This is a genomic window from Methylobacterium sp. NPDC080182 (assembly GCF_050281105.1).
In the GTDB taxonomy this organism is placed as follows: Bacteria; Pseudomonadota; Alphaproteobacteria; order Rhizobiales; family Beijerinckiaceae; genus Methylobacterium.
In genome coordinates this window covers 164,533-182,508 of record NZ_JBNNWO010000007.1, presented here as the reverse complement: position 1 = coordinate 182,508, position 17,976 = coordinate 164,533, and the positions used below count along the sequence as shown (strand labels likewise).

Below are 17,976 nucleotides of genomic sequence, written 5' to 3'. Positions count from 1 at the left end.
GGCCTGTGTAGCGCCCGACGGGCGCGCGCCGCCCCGGGAGTGCCCGGGCAGGACGATGCGCGGGGGCGATTTGGACGCCCGTGATGCCGCGCGGCGCAGCCGCGGAGGGATATAGAACTTTTCGAATCTGGCCGCTACCGGGTCGTCATGACAGGTGCGTTTTCCTGTCGGGGACCGTGGCGGCGACTGGGCGCGCGCCGCGGAGGCCTGGGCGACTCGCGCATCTCCAGCGGGCATCGACGGTGGCGGCCGAGCGCGACAGGGCCCCTCTCCCGAGCGGGAGCGGAGAGCCGCACGGGTGTTGCCGGTGCTGCTGCGTACGTCCGCGAGCCCGCAGAAGGGCGGGAGTCGCGTGGCGCGGGCGCCCTACCCTTGCCCGGGCACGCCCGCGACGGACAGGGCCTTCGACCGATTCGGCTGGGCCGCGAGCCTGCGCAGGGACGCGACGTTCGTGGCCGCCTCCTCGGCGCTCATGTCGCGGCGCAGGACGGCCTCGGCATCGGCGAAGCGGCCCTTGAGGCCGAGCACCATGGCGAGGTTGGCGCGCACCCGCGCGTCGGCGCCGGGCTGGTCGGCAGCGAGGCGCAGGGTCTGCTCGGCCTGATCGAGGTTGCGCGACAGCGCGTAGGACAGGCCGAGATTGGACAGGAGCGAGGGCTCGTTCGGGCGGATCTTGAGGGCGGCCTCGTAGAAGCCCTGGGCGCGGGCCTGCTCGCCGAGCTGGGCGGAGGCCGAGCCCTGTGCCGACAGGATGCGCCAGTCGGGATTGGCGGGCGTGTGCGCGTTGGAGAGCACGTCGATCGCCTCGCGGAAGCGGCCCGCCTCGACCAGCGACTTTCCGTAGGCACCGAGCAGGGCCTGGTCGCGCGGGTTGCGCAGCGCGGCCTGCTGCAGCACCGCCGAGGCCTGGCCGATCTGGTCGGTGGCCCGCAGGGCGCGGGCGTAGGCCATCGCCGTGCGCCCGTCGGCGGGGTCGGCGTTGTAGCGCTCGGCCAGCCGGTCGATGTCCTGCCGCGAGGGCGCCGCGGCGGCCGCGGACGGCCCGCCGAGGGGGCCGATCGACCCGGTCGTCTCGGGCGAGCGGGTGTTGCAGCCGGCCAGGCCCAGCGCGACGACGGCGGCCGCGAGGGCGGCGCGGCGTCCGGGGCGTGCCTGGGATCGGGTGACCCGGAACAGGGCCGTCATCATGGTGCGCTCCGCCGGCATCGGGACCGGACGCGATGGCACGCGCTTCACGCTCCCGGCCGGCCGGTGATAGAGCGTTAACCCTAATCACCGGTTAAGCCGCCGGTCCGGGCGGCACGCGAGAGGCACATGACCCAGGCCGAGATTCCGGCGACGACCCACGGGCTCCTGCCCGGCGACACCCAGGCCGTACCGGTGACGCTGGTCACCACCGGGGGCTGGGCGGCGGTCGAGTCCGGCCTGGAGCCCGCCCAGCGGAGCTTCGCCAGGGCCATCGGCTTCAAGCCGAAGGCGGGCAGCCTCGCGCTCCTGCCCGGTCCGGACGGCGGCCTCGCGCGCGTCCTGTTCGGCCTCGGCGATCCGGAGGCCGCGGCCTACGACAGGCTCCTCGCCGGCAAGCTGCCGGGGCTGCTGCCGGAGGGGACCTTCCGCCTGGACAACGCTCCCGAGCCGGCCGAGGCCGCCCTCGCCTGGCTGATGGGGAGCTACCGCTTCGGCCGCTACCGGTCCGGCGGCGGCACGAAGGCCCGGCTCGCGGCGCCCGCCGGCATCGACGCGGCCGAGGTGGAGCGGATCGCCGCCGCGGTGGCGCTGGGCCGGGATCTCGTCAACACGCCGGCCAACGATCTCGGACCCGCCGAGATCGAGGCGGCCGCCCGGGCGGTGGCCGAGCGCCACGGCGCCTCCGTCGCCGTCACGGAAGGCGCGGCCCTCGCCGAGGGGTACCCGCTGATCCACGCGGTCGGCGCCGCGTCGCCCCGGGCCCCGCGGCTGATCGACCTGACCTGGGGGCCGGCGGACGCGCCGCGCGTGACCCTGGTCGGCAAGGGCGTCGCCTTCGACACCGGCGGCCTCGACCTGAAGCCGTCGGCCGCGATGTTGCTGATGAAGAAGGACATGGGCGGCGCCGCCGCGGCGCTGGCCGCCGCCGACATGGTCATGGGCGCGGGCCTGAACCTGCGCCTGCGCCTGCTGATCCCCGCAGTGGAGAACGCGGTCGCGGGCAACGCCTTCCGCCCAGGCGACGTGCTGCCGAGCCGGGCCGGGCTCAGCGTCGAGATCGGCAACACCGACGCGGAGGGCCGGCTGATCCTCGCCGACGCGCTCGCCCTCGCGGACGCGGACTCCCCCGACCTGATCCTCGACTTCTCGACCCTGACCGGCGCGGCCCGGGTGGCCCTCGGGCCGGACCTGCCGGCCTTCTTCACGGAGGACGACGCGCTGGCCGAGGCGGTGGCGCGGGCCGGCCGGGCGGCGATCGACCCGGTCTGGCGCATGCCGCTGCACGCGCCCTACGCGAGCCTGCTCGATTCCAAGGTGGCTGACCTCAACAACGTATCGGGCGGCCCGTTCGCGGGGGCGATCACCGCGGCCCTGTTCCTGCGGCGCTTCGCGCCCAACACGAAGGCGCACGGCCATTTCGACCTCTACGGCTGGAACCCCTCCGCCAAGCCCGGCCGGCCGGAGGGCGGCGAGGTCCAGACGGCGCGGCTGACCTACGCGCTGCTCAAGGCCCGCTACGGCGGCTGATCGCCTCCCGTCATCGCGAGCGCAGCGAAGCGACCCAGGGCTGCGCAACCTCTAACGGCGTGGGCTGGGTCGCTGCGCTCGCGATGACGGTGCGGCTGGGGGCGCGCTCAGGCCGTGCGCGGCAGCCCGGTCTCGATCAGGCGCGCCCACAGGGAAGCCCCGTACGGCGCGGCCGCGTCGTTGAAATCGTAGTGCGGGTGGTGGAGCGAGGCGCTGTCGCCGTTGCCGATGAACATGTAGGCGCCGGGACGACGGGCGAGCATGTAGGAGAAATCCTCGGCGGTCATCATCGGCGCCACCGTCCGGTCGACGTTCTCCTCACCCACCAGCGCCTCGGCGACGCCGGCCATGAAATCGGTCTCGGCGGGATGGTTCTCGGTCACCGGGTAGCTCGCCCCGTACGCGACCCCGCCCCGCGCGCCGAAGCCGCCGGCGATCTCGGCCACCAGGGTCTCGATCCGCGCCTTGATCTCGCCGCGCACGGCCTGGGACAGCGTGCGCATGGTGCCGCGCATGGTGACGGTCTGCGGCAGGACATTGAAGGCCTCGCCGGCCTCCAGCGCGCAGACCGAGACCACGGCCGACTGCACCGGGTCGAGGTTGCGCGACACGATGCTCTGCAGGGCGATGATCACGTGGCTCGACACGAGCACGCTGTCGACGGCGTTCTGCGGCAGGGCCGCATGGCCGCCCCGTCCCTCGATCGTGATCGTGAAGCGATCGGTCGAGGCCATGATCGGCCCCGGCCGGATCGCGAAAGTGCCGACCGCCATGCCGGGGATGTTGTGCATCCCGTAGACCGACTCGACCCCGAACCGCTCCATCATTCCGTCGTCGACCATCGCCTCGCCGCCGCCGCCCCCCTCCTCGGCGGGCTGGAAGATCAGCACGGCCGCCCCGTCGAAATCCCGGGTCTCGGCGAGGTACTTGGCGGCGCCGAGGAGCATGGTCGTGTGACCGTCGTGGCCGCAGGCGTGCATCTTGCCCGGCACGGTGGAGCGGTAGGGCAGGTCGCGCACCTCCTGGATCGGCAGGGCGTCCATGTCGGCGCGCAGGCCGATGGCACGGTTGGAGCTGCGTCCCCGGCCGCGGATGACGCCCACCACCCCGGTGCGGCCGATGCCGGTGACGACCTCGTCACAGCCGAAGGACCGCAGCGTCTCGGCGACGAAGCCGGCGGTGCGGTCGACGTCGTAGAGCAGCTCGGGATGGGCGTGCAGGTCGTGCCGCCACGCCGTCATCGTGTCGGCGAAGGCGCGGATCCGTTCAAGGACGGGCATCGGGGCGGGGCTCTCGTGGCCTCTGCGGGTGGGCCAGACCAGCAAAGCCGGGGCCAGAGCCGCCGTCAACGGCCAAGCTCGGTATCCGCTGCGCCCCGCTCACGCCGCACCCCGCCCCGTGATCCCGCGCCCGCGCCCGCGCCGCCGCGGCGCGGGTGGATGGTCGCCCGCGGCGAGGTCGTCCAGGATCGGGCAGTCCGGCCGCGCGTCGCCGCAGCAGGCCTCCGCCAAGTGCTCCAGCGTCCGGGCCATGCCCTCCATCTCGGCGATGCGGCGGCGCAGATCGGCGATCTGCTCCTGCGCGATCGCCTTCACCCCGGCGCTCGGCCGGGCGCGGTCGCGCCAGAGCGTCAGGAGATCCGCGATCGCGTCCACGCTGAAGCCGAGGTCGCGGGCGCGGCGGATGAAGCGCAGCGTGTGCAGGTCCGCCTCGCCGTAGTGGCGGTAGCCGGATTCGGACCGGGCGGCCGGCGGCAGCAGGCCGGTCGCCTCGTACCAGCGGATCATCTTGGCCGAGACGCCGGTCCGGCGCGCCGCCTCGCCGATCGTGAGGGTCGCCGCGCTCATGCCGGCCTCGCGGCCAGCGCCGGCCCTTCGGCCGCCGCGGGACGCCCGCCGGCCCGGCGCAGCCGCAGGGCGTTGCCCAGGACGAACACGCTCGAGAACGCCATGGCGCCCGCGGCCAGGATCGGCGACAGGGCCGGGCCGCCGAACGGCACCAGCACGCCGGCCGCCACCGGGATCAGCGCGGCGTTGTAGGCGAAGGCCCAGAACAGGTTCTGGCGGATGTTGGCCATCACCGCCCGCGACAGCGCCAGGGCCTCGACCAGGGCCTCCAGATCGCCCGACATCAGCACTACGTCGGCGCTCTCGACGGCGATGTCGGTGCCGGTGCCGATCGCCAGTCCGACATCGGCCTCGGCCAGCGCCGGCGCGTCGTTGATGCCGTCGCCCACGAAGGCCACCGGCCCGTGTTCCGCCCGGAACCGCTGGACCGCCTCGACCTTCCCGCCGGGCAGCACCCCGGCGGCCACGGCGTCGATGCCGAGGCTCCGCGCCACGCCGGCGGCGGTGACGGGATCGTCGCCCGTGACCATCGCCACCGCGAGGCCGCGCGCCTTCAGGGCCGCGACCGCCGCGCGGGCGCCGGCTTTCACGGGATCGGCCACCGCCAGGATCGCGGCGTGGCGCCCGTCGAGGACGAGGTGGATCGGGCTCCGCCCCGCGCCCGCCAGCGCCTCGGCCCGGGCAGCGAGATCCGGGTCAAGGGCGACGCCGAGGCGCTCCAGGTAGCGCGGCGCGCCGAGGGCCACGGCCCGGCCCGCGACCCGTCCGGAGATCCCGAAGCCCGCCACCGCCTCGAAGCTGTCCGGTTCCGGCAGGTCGAGGCCGCGCTCGCGGGCCGCCGCCACGACGGCGCCGGCCAGCGGGTGCTCGGAGCGGGTCTCCAGCGCGGCGGCGAGGGCCAGCACCGCGTCCTCCGCGACGCCCGCGGCCCGGACGATCTCGGTGAGCCGGGGGCGGCCCTCGGTCAGGGTGCCGGTCTTGTCGAGGGCCACCACCCGCACGTCGCGCAGACCCTGCAGCGCCGCGCCGTCGCGGAACAGCACGCCGCGCGCCGCCGCGCGCCCGGTGCCGACCATGATGGCAGTCGGCGTCGCCAGCCCCATGGCGCAGGGGCAGGCAATGATCAGCACCGCGACGGCGTTGACCAGGGCCGGACCCAGCGCCGGGGCCGGCGCCAGCGCCAGCCAGGCCAGGAAGGTCACCGCGGCGATGCCGATCACCGCCGGGACGAACCGCCCGGTGACGCGGTCGACCAGCGCCTGGATCGGCAGCTTGCCGCCCTGGGCGCGCTCCACCATGGCGGCGATCTGCGCCACCACGGTGGCGCCCCCCACGGCCTCGACCCGCAGGTCGAGGCTGCCGCGGCCGTTGAGCGTCCCGCCGACCACGGGATCGCCCGGACCCTTGCGCACCGGCGCCGGCTCGCCCGTCACCATGCTCTCGTCGACGTGGCTGCTACCGGCCACCACGGCGCCGTCCGCCGCCACCCGCTCGCCCGGACGCACCCGGACGACGTCGCCGAGGCGCAGGGCGTCGAGGGGAACCTCGGTCTCCGCGCCGTCGCGGACGACCCGGGCGGTCTTCGGCGTCAGGTCCATCAGCCGCGCGATCGCCTGGCCGGTGCGCCCCTTGGCGCGGGCCTCCAGCGTCCGGCCGAGCAGGATCAGCGTGACGATCAGGACGCTCGCCTCGAAGTAGAGGTGCGCCGCCCCCGCCGGCAGGAAGTCGGGCGCCAGGGTCGACACCAGCGAGTACAGGTAGGCGGCGCCGGCTCCGAGGGCGACCAGGGCGTTCATGTCGGGATGGCCGCGCAGCAGGCCCGGAACGCCGCGCAGGAAGAAGCGCCGCCCCGGGCCGGCGAGGACCAGGGTGGCCAGCGCGGCCTGGACCAGGGCCGTCACGGGGCCGCCGTGCAGCGCGGGCAGAAGGTGGCCGCCCATGTCGAGGACCACGACGGGAACCGACAGCAGGGCGGCGACGATCAGGTCGCGGCGCAGGGCGCGCCCCTCCTCGGCCTGACGGGCGGAGGGGTCGACCGGGTGGCCGGCCTCGACCGGCCGGGCCTCGTAGCCGGCCGTCTCCACGGCCGCCACCAGCGCGTCCATCGGCACCACCCCCTCGGGATGGCGGATCGCGGCCCGGCCGGCGGCGAGGTTGACGCTGGCGCCGGTCACCCCCGGCACGGCGGCCAGCGCCCGCTCGACGCGGCCGACGCAACTCGCGCAGGACATCCCGTCCACGGCCAGCAGGCTCTGCGTCTCTGGGACGGGGTAGCCGGCATCCGCGAGCGCCGTCGCGACGTCGCCCGGGCTCGTCGCCCCGTCGAGGACGAGGCTGGCGCGGTGGGTGGCGAGGTTCACCGCCACGTCACGGGCGCCTGGCAGCGCCGCGAGGGCGCGCTCGACGCGGCCGACGCAGGAGGCGCAGGACATGCCCTCGACGGGGAGGGTCAGGGCGACGGATCTCGACATGGCGGTGGTCCGGTTGGAAGCATCCATGCCCAGTCAGATGGAGCTTCCCATGATGGGAAGGTCAAGGGTTCGCGGGCGAGGCTCCGGATCCGGCCGGTCGATGCGGGCCGCGGCCGTTGTCGAATCGCGCCCGCCCGGCCAAGGTCACCGCCCACCGGAGCGACGGGGACACCGATGAGCGAGCCGCTGACGATCTACGGCGATCCGGGTTCCGGCAACTGCCTCAAGGTCAAGTGGGTCGCGGCGCGTCTCGGCATCCCGGCGGTCTGGCGCGACGTCGACGTCCCGGGCGGTGGGACGCGCAAACCCGAGTTCCTCGCCCTGAACCCCGCCGGCCGCGTGCCGATCGTCGTCCTGCCCGACGGCACCGTGCTGTCGGAATCGAACGCGATCATCGTCTACCTCGCGGAGGGCTCCGCGCTGGTCCCCGCGGAGCCCCTGCCCCGCGCCCGGATGCTGCAGTGGATGTTCTGGGAGCAGTACAGCCACGAGCCCTACATCGCGGTCCGCCGCTACCAGCTCCACTACCTCAAGCGGGCGCCCGAGGATCTCGACCCGAAGCTCGCCGAGCGCGGCGCCGACGCCCTGCGGCTGATGGAGGACACCCTCGGGCGCTCGGCCTTCATGGCGGGCGAGACCCTGACCCTCGCCGACGTGGCGCTCGTCGCCTACACGCGCATGGCCCACGAGGGGGGCTTCGACCTCAAGGACTACCCGGCGATCCGCGCCTGGGTCGGGCGCGTCGAGGCCGGGCTCGGGATCGGCCCCTATACCGGGCCGGCCTGATCGGCCGCGAACCGAGGCGGCGCGGCGCCGTACTCGGGCAGGCTGACCCGCACGGTCGTCCCCTCGCCGGTCGCGCTCTCGATGGCGAGGCGGCCGCGGTGGCGATTGAGGCTGTGCTTGACGATGGCGAGCCCCAGCCCAGTGCCGCCGCGGGCGCGACTCGAGGCGACGTCGACCCGGTAGAAGCGCTCCGTCAGCCGCGGGATGTGCTCGGGCGGGATGCCCGGCCCGTCATCGGCCACCGACAGGACGACGCGGCGCCCGAGGCGCGGGTCGTCCTCGCGGGCGAGCCCGACGCTGATCCGACCGCCGCCGTACTTCACGGCGTTCTCGATCAGGTTCTCGATCACCCGCGCCAGCTCGTCGGCGTCGCCGGGGACCGCGTAGGGCCCCGCCCCCTCCTCCAGCCGGATCGTGGCGCCCCGCGCCTCGGCGGGCGGGCCCTGGGCGTCGACCATCTGGCGGGCGAGCGCCCCGAGATCGACCACCGCGGTGGGGGCGACGTGCTCGCGCAGCTCGATCCGCGACAGCGACAGCAGGTCGTCGATCAGCCGCGTCATCCGCAGGGCCTGGACGCGCATGATCTCCAGGAAGCGCTCCCGGGCCTGCGCGTCGTCGCGGGCCGGCCCCTGCAGGGTCTCGATGAAGCCGATCAGGGTGGCGAGCGGCGTGCGCAGCTCGTGGCTGGCGTTGGCGACGAAGTCGACCCGCATCGCCTCCAGGCGCCGGGCCGCGGTGAGGTCGCGCAGGAACAGCAGCGCGCTGACGCCGGACCCGTCGGGCATCGGCAGGGCGCCGATCTGGACATCGAAGGTCCGCTCCAGCGGCACCCGGGTCGACAGCGCGACGCGGCGCGGGAGGCCCGAACTCAGCACCGCCTCGATGCCGTCGAGGACCTCCGGGTCGCGGAGCGCGAAGGACAGCGGCCGGGCCTGGTGGAGGGCCGGCAGGAGCGCCCGCGCGGCGGGATTGGCCTCCAGCACCAGGGTGCGCCGGTCGACCAGGATGACCGGGTCCGGCACGTGGGCGAGCAGCGCCTCGGCGACGGCGTGGCGCGGCGTGGTGGTGGCCGGGCGCGGCACGGGCGCCTCGCGGCCGCGCCCGCCGAGCCAGCCGCCCAGGCAGATCGCCGCGAGGCCGATCAGGATCAGTGGGAGATCGAGCCGCCCGGCCAGGGCGGTGGCGAGCCCGAGCAGGCCCGCGGCGATCGCGGCGCCGGTCCAGGCGGGGGAGCTGCGCAGGCGGCCGGACATGGCGGGCGCGGCCGGCCGCTCAGCGGGGCTCGGACTCGTCGTGCCACGCCCGGCCGGACGGGCCGGCCGTGCCCTCCGGAGGCCCGGGATCGCGGGCGCCGCCCGCGCGCTTGACGATCTCGTACAGCCCGAGCATCGCCAGGGCGGTCACGAACGGCACGACGTAGTAGCAGCCCCGGAACAGCAGCAGCGAGGTCAGCACCTCGTTGCGCGGCAGGCTCGACAGGGCGAGCAGGATCGTCGCCTCGAACACCCCGATCCCGCCCGGCGCGTTCGACGCGATCCCCAGCATGGCGGCGAGCACGTAGATCGCCAGGAAGGTGGTGAAGCCGAGCGTCGTCTCCTGCGGCAGCAGGACGTAGAGCACCGCCGCCGCCGCGCAGACGTCGCCGATCCCGACGATCATCTGGCCGATGGAGACCGAGGCGCCCGGCAGCTCCAGGCGCCACTGCTTGACGGTGATGCTGCGCTTCTTGGCCGAGACCCAGGCGAGGTAGCCGAGCACCAGGGCGAGCGCCGCGAGGCCGACGCCCTGGTTGATCCGGATCGATGTGAAGGCGAGGCCGGCGAGCTGGCCGGCCTCGATGATCAGGCTCAGGCCCAGCACCACGCCCATGCCGAGCCAGAAGGTGAAGCCGGCGATGACGGTGAGCGCGGCGATCTTGGCCGTCGAGAGCCCCTGCCGGGCATAGATCCAGTAGCGGATCGTCCCGGCAGTGAGCAGCGGGAAGCCGAGAGTGAAACTCACCGCGTAGCTCGTGAAGGAGGCGAGCGCGGTGATCCGGTACGGCACCTTGATCTTGAGCTGGCGCAGGGCCAGCGCGTCGTAGCCGGTCAGGAACAGGTAGCTGATGCCGACGAACAGGAAGGCGAGCCCGAGCTGCTCGGCGGTCGCCGCCGCGATGGCGCTGCGCACCTCCGCCCAGCTGACGCTCTGCACGAGCTTCCACAGGACGCCGAGGGAGACGGCGAACAGCACGATGCTGGCCGCCGTGCCGATCCAGGCATAGCGGCTGCGCCGGCTCTTCCGCTTCGAGCCCGCTTCGGCATCGTGCTGGACCGGCTCGACCGGCTCGGCCGGGCTCCGGTGCTGTCCCTGAAAATTCATGCCGATCGGCGTCCGCCCTTCCGGCTGCGCGGCCCGGCCCGAAGGCCGTCAGCCCGTGCCGGAATCTCCCGGACCGCGGCCCGTTGCCCCGCATGTAGGCCGAACCGGGGCGCAAGGCCAGGGAAGGCAGGCCCGTGACGGGCGATCTATCCTCAGCCGGAGGTCCGATCGAGGATCGCGGCCGCTTCCGCGAGGCCGCGCCGGATCCGCTCCGGCACCTCCGGCGCGGTGCAGACATAGGTCGGGCTCGGGTGCGGCACCCGGATCACTGGAAGGTCGGGGCGGAGCGCCGCGAGGGCGGGCGCGGCCTCGCCGGCGAAGCGGCCGGCCAGCACCGCCACGGCGAGGCGCGGCAGCAGGTCGAGGAGCGGGGCCAGATAGGGCGCGGCCGCCGCCACCTCCGCCCGGCGGGGCGCCCGGTTGCGGGCGCCCTCGGCGTGGATGAGCCAGGGGACCGCGTTCCAGATCAGCGTGTCGGCCCGGCTGAGCCCGGCCTCGGCGAGGAAGCGGAACAGGTTCGCGGCCGTGCCGTTCGCGCTGTCGCGGGTGACGAAGCCGGTGCGCAGGACCGCCGGGCCGGGGGTCTCGAGGAGGAGGAGCATCCGCGCGCCGACGCCGCCGTCCAGGGGGTCGGGCGCCGGGACCGGGGCGCCGCGCTCGGCCGCGACGCGCGCCGCCAGCACCCGGATCGGTGCGATGTGGGGGCTGTCGATCAGGGCGCGGCGGGCCGCGAGGGCTTCCGGATCGGCCAGCGCCTTCGGCGCCCGCGGCTCAGCCGGCATCGAGGCCGGGGATCGTGAGGCCGAGGCTTCCCGAGCGGCGGAAGCGCTCGGTGCCCTCCTCCCGGGCGAGGCGCGCGTCGAGGCCGGCCACGCCGCCGAACTGGAAGCCGATCTGGCTGGCATAGGCCGCGCAGGCGGCGCGCTTCCGGGCCTGGGCCTCCGGGGCGAGGCGCATCGCCGGCTCGGCGAGGTCGGCGAACAGGTCGGCGAGGGGCGCCTTCGGGGCGGCCTCCCGCACCGTGTAGGGAAAGTCGCGCCACCACAGGATCGGCTGCGCCGGCGCGAGGCCGCGCAGCGCCCGCACGGTCTGGACGTGATCGACGTGCCCGCCGATCGCCTGCGGAGCTAGGAGGAGATCGGGACTCCCCGCGGCGATCAGCCCCGCAATGGCCGGTGCCAGCTCGGCCGCGACGCCGTCGTCGGCGCGCGTGTCGGCGAAGAGCTCCGGCGCCGAGCCGTAGCCACGGTGCGGCGCCTCCCGGAACGGCAGGTGGACGGGCGGCGCGATGCCGAGCGCCGCGGCAGCCCGGACATCCTCGTCCCGGCGCAGGGCCATGTAGTCGACTTTCGGTCCGAGCCCCTTGTCCAGCTGGCAGGCGAGCGCGAAGCCCCTCGGCTCGGCGACGCTGCCGGTGAACAGTGTCGCCATCACCACGCGCCAGCCAGCTTGCGCGAGGCTTGCCAGGAGGCCGCCGCACGAGAAGGCCGCGTCGTCGAGATGGGGCGAGAGGGCGAGCGCGGTGGGCATGGTCCGGGGTGCGACGGTCTCGATGGGTTCCAACCCGCGCGCTCAGAGCAGGTGCGGCTCGGCGCGGAAGCGACAAGTCGGATCGTGGGGCAGATCCGGCGAGAAGCCGGTGGCCGGCCGCTCGCCGCGCACGCGGGCGTAGACGTCCATGATCTGCCGCCCGACCGCGTGCCACGAGTAGACGCGGCGGCACTCCTCCAAGCCGGCCGTCGCGATGCGGCGGCGAAGATCCGCGTCCGCGATGACCCGGGTGAGCGCGGCGGCCAGCGCCGGGACGTCGCCCGGGTTCACCAGCAGCCCGTTCTCCCCGTCGCGCAGGCAGTCCGAGACGCCGACCGCGTGGCACGAGACGGTGGCGAGCCCGGCCGCGAGCGCCTCCAGGATCGTGTTGGAGAAGCCCTCCGCGTAGGTCGGCGAGACGAACACGTCGGCGCGGCGGTAGAGGTCGGGCACGGTGGCGTACTCGGCGTAGCCCGTGAAGGCGATCTCCCGCTCCGAGAAGGCGCGCTCGGCGGCGAGCGCCTTGGCCGGGTCCACGTCGGGCCCGATCCCCGAGATGGTGGCGGCGAACGGCGTGCCCTGCGCGCGCAGGATCGCCAGGGCCTCGATGAAGTCGAGCACGCCTTTCCGGCGGTCGACCCGGCCGTGGTAGAACAGCCGCACCGGGCCCGGATGGGGCGCGGGCAGCCCGTCGGGCGTGCCCTGCGCGAACCGGTCGGTGTCGACCGCGCCGGGCACGATGGTGAAGCGGGCGGGGTCCGACCCGAGCCGCTCGCAGACCTCGTCCACGAAGGAGGCGCCGCCGATCAGCAGCGCGTTGGCGTGGGCCAGCACCTCGCACATGGCGACCCGGTGGGTCTCGCAGCAAGAGCCGACCCAGTGGCCATCGCCGCCCTGGATCGAGACGACGCTCGGCACGCCGAGTTCGCGCGCGGCGAGCAGCACCGCCCAGCCGGTCGGGTAACCGTATTGCGCGTGCAGGATGTCGAAGGGTTGTCGGGCGTGCTCGCGGCAGATCGCGTCCACCATCGCGGCGATGTCGCGCTCGAAGTCGCCCGACGCCTGCTCGCCGAGCTGCTCCAGGCCGATCACCCGAACGCCCGGCACCGGCGGGGGCGGCCCGCCCCCGTAGACCCGGGTGCCGAAGTCGTCGCCCCGGTACTGCGAGATCATCGTGACGTCGTGGCCGGCGCCGACCAGCTCGCGCAGCAGGTTCTGCGCGTAGACGCTCATGCCCGATATCGCCGGGAAATAGCGGCGGCTGAGGAACAGGATTCTCATCGCGCCGCACCTTCGAATTGACCGGGCGACGCGCCGAGGCGCCCCCTCTCCCGTGCCCGATTCTCGCCTCGCCGCGGTTCGGCTCTCACTGCCATTGCCGCCGCGTCTCCTGCTCGCCGGCCAGGACCGGGCCGGGGCGCCGACAGCCGCGGAGATAGTTTAGCGCCTGCGGGATCATCACGTCGGCCCGGTGGCTCTCGCGGGACAGCTCGACGCAGATCAGCTTGCCGAAGCCGACCGCCTCCAGGGCCTCCAGGACACCCGGCACGTCCATGTCGCCCTCGCCGAACGGCAGGTGGATGTGGCTGCCGCGCTTCATGTCCTCGATCGCCACGGTGCCGATCCGGTCGGCGAATTCCCGCACGGCGGCCGCCGGCTCGCGCTCGCCCGTGACGAGGCAGTGGCCGGTGTCGAGGGCGAGCTTCAAGCCCGGCACGGAGAGGGAAGCGTAGTCGTCGAGCGTCTCGATCAGCATGCCGGGCTCGGGCTCCAGACAGGGCACGACACCGGCCTCGGCGGCGAACGAGGCGACCTCGTGCAGCCCCTCCTCCAGCCAGCGCCGGGCCTCGCCAGGATCCACGCCCGGCTTCGGAACGCCGGCCCAGAACGAGACCGCCTCGGCGGAGAGCATGGCGCCGATCTCGATCGCCCGCTTGAGGAAGCCGACCCGCCGGGCGCGGCCCGCGGCGTCGGCGGTCACCAGCGTCGGCTCGTGCTTGGCGGACGGATCGAGGAGGAAGCGGGCGCCCGTCTCGATGACGCAGGTCAGCTCCAGCTTCTCCAGCAGGCTCGCCACCCGGCCGGCTTCCGCCGCCCAGGTGTCGGCGAAGGGGTCGAGATGGTGGATGTCGAGGGTGAGCGCCACGCCGTCGTAGCCCGCCGCCTTGATCAGGTGGATCGCGTCGTCGAGGCGGTGGTTGGCCGCGCCGTTGGTGTTGTAGGCGAACCGGAGCGTCACGCCGCCCTCCCCTTCCGCTGGGCGAGGCGGAACGGCGCGTGGTGCGATTCCGGCTCGCGGTAGAGCGGATAGTGCCGCCCGACGATCCGCTCGGCCAGGGCCACGTCGAACAGCGGCTGGCCGCCGAACCGCTCCAGGGCTTCAGGGGTCAGACGCACCGGCCGCAAAGTCTCGCTCTCGGTGCCGAACTGGATGAGCGGATGGTCGCGGTCGATGAGCTTCCTCGTGTTGCGCTCGCCGATCCGGTAATAGCTCATGGTCTCGACCTCGAGCCCCGGCACGATCGCCTTCACGACGCCGACCCCGCCGCCCGGCGGTGTGCAGTCGACGTAGAGCACGTCGAACCCGGCTTCGAGCAGCCGGTCGCAGGCGATCTTCCCCCGCGCATGGCCGTCGGCGGCCGGAGTGGAGGGCAACTCCGTAAATCGCTTCGTGCTGCGCTCGGAATAGACCGTGTCGGCGAGCACGCCGCGCAGGTCGGCCGCCGGCATCTCGATCCATTCGAGCATGGCCTGGAGTGCGCGGCTCTCCTCGAGGTCCAGGCTGGGCAGCGCCTTCTGGATGAAGGCGTCGACGTAGCCGGGCGGCGTCACCGTGGCGGCCATGTCGAGGGGGCCGTGCCCGAAGGTCTTGCGCACCCGCGCGGCCTGGAACTCCAGCAGCGCCTTGCGCAACGCCCGCTCCCGGTCCGGGTCGCAGGCCTCGCCGCAGGCCGAGAGGGCGATCGGCGCCGGGGTGCGCGCCGGATCCTCGTCGTAGCCGACGACGTAGAGGTTGGTCAGCCCGAACTGGTCGGTGGCGAATTTCGGCAGCGCCCGGATGCCCAGCGCCTTCAGCCGGGCCAGCATGGCGGCGTTCTCCGGGCCGATGCCGTCGAGGTCGAGCATCACGCCCTGGTCGAGGGCCCGGAACAGCAGGCCGTTGCCGTCCCGCTGGAGCAGCTCCAGCACGCCGTGGCCCAGCGCGAAGGGCACGTCGGGCCCGGCGCCGAGGCCGTTGGTGATCAGGTTGGTGAAGGGCTTGTAGCCCTCCGACAGCTCGAAATAGTCGGTGGCGGCGACGTCGAGCGGCATCAGGACGATCTCGCCGGTGGCGTGGCGGATCGCGGGCGTCCACTCGAGCACCGTGTCGCGGCCGACCGGGGACCCGGCGGGCAGGCACAGGGTCAGCGGGTCGGCGACCGACTTGGCGCCGTAGACGCGGGCGAGATCGGTATAGCTCGCCCGCTCCTTCGCGCGGGGCAGCACCGCGAGGGACGGCATCAGGTTCTCGGCGATCTCCGCCACGGCGCCGATCAGCGCCTCGTCGTCGGTGGCGCCGTAGCCGATCCCAGATGGCATCGCGCCCACGAAGAACGGGTCGTCGAGGAACAGGGCCACGAACCAGACCGGGATGCCGGTGCGATCGAGCGGTGCCAGCGGGAAGCCGACGACGCGCCCCTCCGGCAGCACGTCGAGATAGGCCTTGACCGGGTCGGGCAGGGTCTCGGGCAGGCCCTCGATCGGCCGCTTGGCGCCGAAACGGTAGGGGCGCGGCGCCTTGATCCGCTCGTGGCGGGCGCGGTCGTCCTGGTCGTGGAAGGCGTCTGCGTTGGTCACGTCGTGTTCCCGTCTTCCTCGAACCGTGCGCCGCACCCCCTCCCATTCATCCCCTCACCCCGAGGAGCCGAAGCGCAGCGGGGGCCTCGAAGGAGGGCTCCAGCCGGACGCGCGATCCCTGGAGCCCTCCTTCGAGGCCCGCTGACGCGGGCACCTCAGGATGAGGGCGTGGGTGGGAGATGCCGGGGTGTGGTTCCGTGGCTTGCGTATCCTGTGTCCGCTACCCCTGCCCGTAGGCGCGGGCGACGAGCCGCATCGTGTGAAGGTCCCGGGACGCCGCGTACGCGGCCCGCTCCTCGGGCCGGCGCAGGGCCGAGCCGAAGGCGCGCACCTGCTCGGTGAAGGGCGAGCTGTCCGCGTCGAAGGCGAGCGGCTCTGCCCGCCCGGTCGCGCCGTCGATGAAGGTCAGCGACCCGCCGGCCGTCTGGCCCATCGTGTTCTCGGCGACGAGCATGCCCTTCGTGCCGACGATTTCCAGGCGGCGGCGGGGCAGCGCGTCGGGACAATTGTAGGCGACGTGCAGGCTCGCCAGTGCGCCGCCCGCGGTCCGCCCGATCAGCAGGGCGCCGTCGTCGACCGCGTAATCCTGGGCCTTGGTCTGAGTCAGGGCCGCGATGGTGGTGATCGGCTCGCCGAGCAGGTAGTCCACGAGGTCGAGCCCGTGCGGGGCGAGGTCCATCAGGGCGCCGCCGCCGGCCTGGGCGGCGTCGATCCGCCAGTTCGGCTGGCCGGCCTCCGACCAGTCGCGACCGAGCCAGCAGGCGTAGACGATCCGTACGGTCGTCACGGTGCCGAGCCGGCCGGCCTCGACCTGCGCGCGGATCGTCCGGTGGGCCGGGTGGTGCCGCTGGTCGAAGGCCGTCCCGTAGAAGATCTTCCGTGAGTCGACGGCGTGCGCGATGGCCTCGGCGTCGCTCAGCGTCGCCGCCATGGGCTTCTCGCACAGGATCGCCTTGCCGGCAGCGGCCAGCGCCTCGACGGCGCCGCGATGCAGGTGGTTCGGCGTCGCCACGTAGACCGCCTCGACCGCGGGCTCGGCGATCAGGCCGGCGAGATCGGCGTGGACGCGGGCACCGGCCCGCTCGGCGGCCGCGCGGCTCTCCGGGTTCGGATCGCTGACCGCCACCAGCCGGTGTCCGGCCGCGCGGATGCCGGGCTCCATGTAGTCGCGGGCGACCCAGCCGTAACCGACGATGCCCCAGCCGACCGCGTCCATCACCAACGCTCCGGCAGGTCGACGAACTCGCGCACGCGCACGCGCTGCGTTTCCGACGCATCGAGGCCTTCGTCGAAGGTCAGCGACTCCGGTCCCGGGGAGTGCAGCGGGTACGTGGCGCGGGGGGCATACTCCGCCTCGTAGCGCTCCGAGGGCCAGCGGATGACGTAACCGCCGCCCTCGGGCACGTAGAGCGGGTTGAGCCGCAGCACGGTGCCGGGCTTCGGCAGGGTGAGGCCGTCGAGCAGGGCGCGCGGCGCCGGTCGCATCCCGGGACCGCACACCACCGAGAACGCCTCGCAGCTTCGCAGGGCGGCGGGGTCCTGCGGGCCCGGCGCCCGCGCCTCGACCAGCGCCCGGGTCAGCTCCGCGTCGTCGTAGACCAGGGCGTCGGGGAAGAACTCGGCGATCTCCTCGGCCGTCACCGCGCGGCCGGCCGAGAAGCCCGGGCAGTCGCGGTTGTGGATGTGGCTCAGCGCCAGCCAGCCGTCGTCGCCGGCGTTCTGGCGGAGGTTCTCGAGGAGCGCCGCCTTGTCGTCGAGGAAGTAGAAGGCGTCGTTGCAGACGACGAGGTCGACCGGCGCCCCAGGGATCGGCCAGTGGGGCGAGCCGGCGTCGAAGCAGACGAGCTGCGCCTTCTCGGCCACGACCCAGTGGCGCGCGACCCAGAGCTTGGCGAAGACCACGTCGGCGCCGGCGACCTTGCAGCCGCGCCGCTGCAACTCGCGCAGGTAGTGGCCGATGCCGCAGGCGAACTCGAAGACGCAGACGGGCTCGTTCCAGTGCGCCTCCAGCAGCGACAGGCCGGCCAGGAAGGTCGGGTCGCTCCAGCGGTGCAGGAAGTAGTCGCCGACGCGCCCCCAGCCGAGGAGCTCGACCGCCTCGCGGAGGGTCGCCTCGCGGCGCGTCTTGATCAGGCGGATGATCCCGGCGGGATCGGCCGGCGGCCCGTTCCACCAATCGTCCTGATCGACCAGCAGCGCGGCCAGCGCCTCGTCGGGCTCGCCGGCGTCGAGATGGGCGAGCACCCGCTCGACCAGAGCCGCGCGGTTGATCCGCAGGTACGGGATGCCGTCGATCACGGGCCAGCGCGCGCCGGTCTCCGCGTCGCGCAGGGCGTGCGGGCCGTCGGCCTTCAGCGGGTTGCCGGTGTCCGGCGATCTGAGTTCGAACGGGATCATGGTTCTCGGGGCCGCCCGGGCAGATGGGCGAC

The 17,976-nt window shown here is 74.0% G+C and carries 15 protein-coding genes; 2 read left to right on the top strand and 13 right to left on the bottom strand.

Annotated features, from left to right (window positions below; translation table 11 throughout):
* Nucleotides 1-366: 366 nt before the first annotated feature.
* Nucleotides 367-1,185 carry a hypothetical protein gene (locus ACQKQD_RS14455; protein ID WP_056526184.1) on the bottom strand — a complete coding sequence of 273 codons (819 nt, stop codon included), beginning with the start codon at nucleotides 1,183-1,185 and terminating at the stop codon, nucleotides 367-369.
* Between the two features lie 129 nt (nucleotides 1,186-1,314).
* On the opposite strand from ACQKQD_RS14455, the gene ACQKQD_RS14450 reads away from it, so the two are divergent.
* Nucleotides 1,315-2,715 carry a leucyl aminopeptidase family protein gene (locus tag ACQKQD_RS14450; protein ID WP_427508683.1) on the top strand — a complete coding sequence of 467 codons (1,401 nt, stop codon included), beginning with the start codon at nucleotides 1,315-1,317 and terminating at the stop codon, nucleotides 2,713-2,715.
* Between the two features lie 107 nt (nucleotides 2,716-2,822).
* Here ACQKQD_RS14450 and ACQKQD_RS14445 read toward each other — a convergent pair whose 3' ends face one another.
* The 3 genes from ACQKQD_RS14445 to ACQKQD_RS14435 all read right to left on the bottom strand — a co-directional run bounded on the left by ACQKQD_RS14445 (nucleotide 2,823) and on the right by ACQKQD_RS14435 (nucleotide 7,033).
* Nucleotides 2,823-3,995: a M20 aminoacylase family protein gene (locus ACQKQD_RS14445; protein WP_020092575.1), complete on the bottom strand. Its 1,173-nt coding sequence runs from the start codon at nucleotides 3,993-3,995 to the stop codon at nucleotides 2,823-2,825.
* A 99-nt stretch (nucleotides 3,996-4,094) separates the two neighbouring features.
* Nucleotides 4,095-4,562, bottom strand: a complete 468-nt coding sequence (gene cueR / locus ACQKQD_RS14440; protein WP_427508682.1) for a Cu(I)-responsive transcriptional regulator — start codon at nucleotides 4,560-4,562, stop codon at nucleotides 4,095-4,097.
* On the bottom strand, nucleotides 4,559-7,033 hold the full coding sequence (locus tag ACQKQD_RS14435) for a heavy metal translocating P-type ATPase (protein ID WP_427508681.1): 2,475 nt from the start codon (nucleotides 7,031-7,033) through the stop codon (nucleotides 4,559-4,561). The genes cueR and ACQKQD_RS14435 overlap by 4 nt, the downstream gene beginning before the upstream one ends.
* A 174-nt stretch (nucleotides 7,034-7,207) precedes the next feature.
* Here ACQKQD_RS14435 and ACQKQD_RS14430 point away from each other — a divergent pair, with 174 nt between their 5' ends.
* Entirely contained in the window at nucleotides 7,208-7,819 is a 612-nt protein-coding gene (locus ACQKQD_RS14430) for a glutathione S-transferase family protein (RefSeq protein WP_427508680.1), read from the top strand.
* Here ACQKQD_RS14430 and ACQKQD_RS14425 read toward each other — a convergent pair.
* From ACQKQD_RS14425 to ACQKQD_RS14385, 9 genes are all read right to left on the bottom strand, one after another.
* On the bottom strand, nucleotides 7,801-9,072 hold the full coding sequence (locus ACQKQD_RS14425) for an ATP-binding protein (RefSeq protein ID WP_427508679.1): 1,272 nt from the start codon (nucleotides 9,070-9,072) through the stop codon (nucleotides 7,801-7,803). The two genes, ACQKQD_RS14430 and ACQKQD_RS14425, sit on opposite strands and share 19 nt — an antisense overlap.
* Nucleotides 9,073-9,091: 19 nt before the next feature.
* Nucleotides 9,092-10,180: a lysylphosphatidylglycerol synthase domain-containing protein gene (locus ACQKQD_RS14420; protein WP_020092580.1), complete on the bottom strand. Its 1,089-nt coding sequence runs from the start codon at nucleotides 10,178-10,180 to the stop codon at nucleotides 9,092-9,094.
* A 152-nt stretch (nucleotides 10,181-10,332) separates the two neighbouring features.
* Nucleotides 10,333-10,962 carry a uracil-DNA glycosylase gene (locus ACQKQD_RS14415; protein WP_427508678.1) on the bottom strand — a complete coding sequence of 210 codons (630 nt, stop codon included), beginning with the start codon at nucleotides 10,960-10,962 and terminating at the stop codon, nucleotides 10,333-10,335.
* Entirely contained in the window at nucleotides 10,952-11,710 is a 759-nt protein-coding gene (locus ACQKQD_RS14410; protein WP_427508732.1) for a PIG-L deacetylase family protein, read from the bottom strand. The genes ACQKQD_RS14415 and ACQKQD_RS14410 overlap by 11 nt, the downstream gene beginning before the upstream one ends.
* A gap of 42 nt (nucleotides 11,711-11,752) precedes the next feature.
* Nucleotides 11,753-12,991: a glycosyltransferase family 4 protein gene (locus tag ACQKQD_RS14405; protein WP_427508677.1), complete on the bottom strand. Its 1,239-nt coding sequence runs from the start codon at nucleotides 12,989-12,991 to the stop codon at nucleotides 11,753-11,755.
* 85 nt (nucleotides 12,992-13,076) lie between these two features.
* Nucleotides 13,077-13,949 carry a sugar phosphate isomerase/epimerase family protein gene (locus tag ACQKQD_RS14400; RefSeq protein ID WP_427508676.1) on the bottom strand — a complete coding sequence of 291 codons (873 nt, stop codon included), beginning with the start codon at nucleotides 13,947-13,949 and terminating at the stop codon, nucleotides 13,077-13,079.
* Nucleotides 13,946-15,547 (bottom strand): YcaO-like family protein, encoded by a 1,602-nt coding sequence (locus ACQKQD_RS14395; RefSeq protein ID WP_091679484.1) that lies wholly within the window; start codon nucleotides 15,545-15,547, stop codon nucleotides 13,946-13,948. Before ACQKQD_RS14395 ends, ACQKQD_RS14400 begins: the two co-directional genes overlap by 4 nt.
* A gap of 220 nt (nucleotides 15,548-15,767) precedes the next feature.
* Nucleotides 15,768-16,763 (bottom strand): Gfo/Idh/MocA family protein, encoded by a 996-nt coding sequence (locus tag ACQKQD_RS14390; protein WP_427508675.1) that lies wholly within the window; start codon nucleotides 16,761-16,763, stop codon nucleotides 15,768-15,770.
* The gene (locus ACQKQD_RS14385) at nucleotides 16,763-17,944 is read right to left on the bottom strand and encodes a class I SAM-dependent methyltransferase (RefSeq protein WP_427508674.1); all 1,182 of its coding nucleotides are present in this window, start codon (nucleotides 17,942-17,944) and stop codon (nucleotides 16,763-16,765) included. The genes ACQKQD_RS14390 and ACQKQD_RS14385 overlap by 1 nt, the downstream gene beginning before the upstream one ends.
* Nucleotides 17,945-17,976 lie beyond the last annotated feature (32 nt).

Excerpts from the sequence above, each read along its gene's own strand:
- cueR (WP_427508682.1), bottom strand. The coding sequence starts at position 4,562 with ATGAGCGCGGCGACCCTCACGATCGGCGAGGCGGCGCGCCGGACCGGC.
- ACQKQD_RS14405 (WP_427508677.1), bottom strand. The coding sequence starts at position 12,991 with ATGAGAATCCTGTTCCTCAGCCGCCGCTATTTCCCGGCGATATCGGGC.
- ACQKQD_RS14385 (WP_427508674.1), bottom strand. The coding sequence starts at position 17,944 with ATGATCCCGTTCGAACTCAGATCGCCGGACACCGGCAACCCGCTGAAG.
- ACQKQD_RS14455 (WP_056526184.1), bottom strand. The coding sequence starts at position 1,185 with ATGACGGCCCTGTTCCGGGTCACCCGATCCCAGGCACGCCCCGGACGC.
- ACQKQD_RS14410 (WP_427508732.1), bottom strand. The coding sequence starts at position 11,710 with ATGCCCACCGCGCTCGCCCTCTCGCCCCATCTCGACGACGCGGCCTTC.
- ACQKQD_RS14445 (WP_020092575.1), bottom strand. The coding sequence starts at position 3,995 with ATGCCCGTCCTTGAACGGATCCGCGCCTTCGCCGACACGATGACGGCG.
- ACQKQD_RS14420 (WP_020092580.1), bottom strand. The coding sequence starts at position 10,180 with ATGAATTTTCAGGGACAGCACCGGAGCCCGGCCGAGCCGGTCGAGCCG.
- ACQKQD_RS14450 (WP_427508683.1), top strand. The coding sequence starts at position 1,315 with ATGACCCAGGCCGAGATTCCGGCGACGACCCACGGGCTCCTGCCCGGC.
- ACQKQD_RS14390 (WP_427508675.1), bottom strand. The coding sequence starts at position 16,763 with ATGGACGCGGTCGGCTGGGGCATCGTCGGTTACGGCTGGGTCGCCCGC.
- ACQKQD_RS14430 (WP_427508680.1), top strand. The coding sequence starts at position 7,208 with ATGAGCGAGCCGCTGACGATCTACGGCGATCCGGGTTCCGGCAACTGC.
- ACQKQD_RS14435 (WP_427508681.1), bottom strand. The coding sequence starts at position 7,033 with ATGTCGAGATCCGTCGCCCTGACCCTCCCCGTCGAGGGCATGTCCTGC.
- ACQKQD_RS14415 (WP_427508678.1), bottom strand. The coding sequence starts at position 10,962 with ATGCCGGCTGAGCCGCGGGCGCCGAAGGCGCTGGCCGATCCGGAAGCC.
- ACQKQD_RS14425 (WP_427508679.1), bottom strand. The coding sequence starts at position 9,072 with ATGTCCGGCCGCCTGCGCAGCTCCCCCGCCTGGACCGGCGCCGCGATC.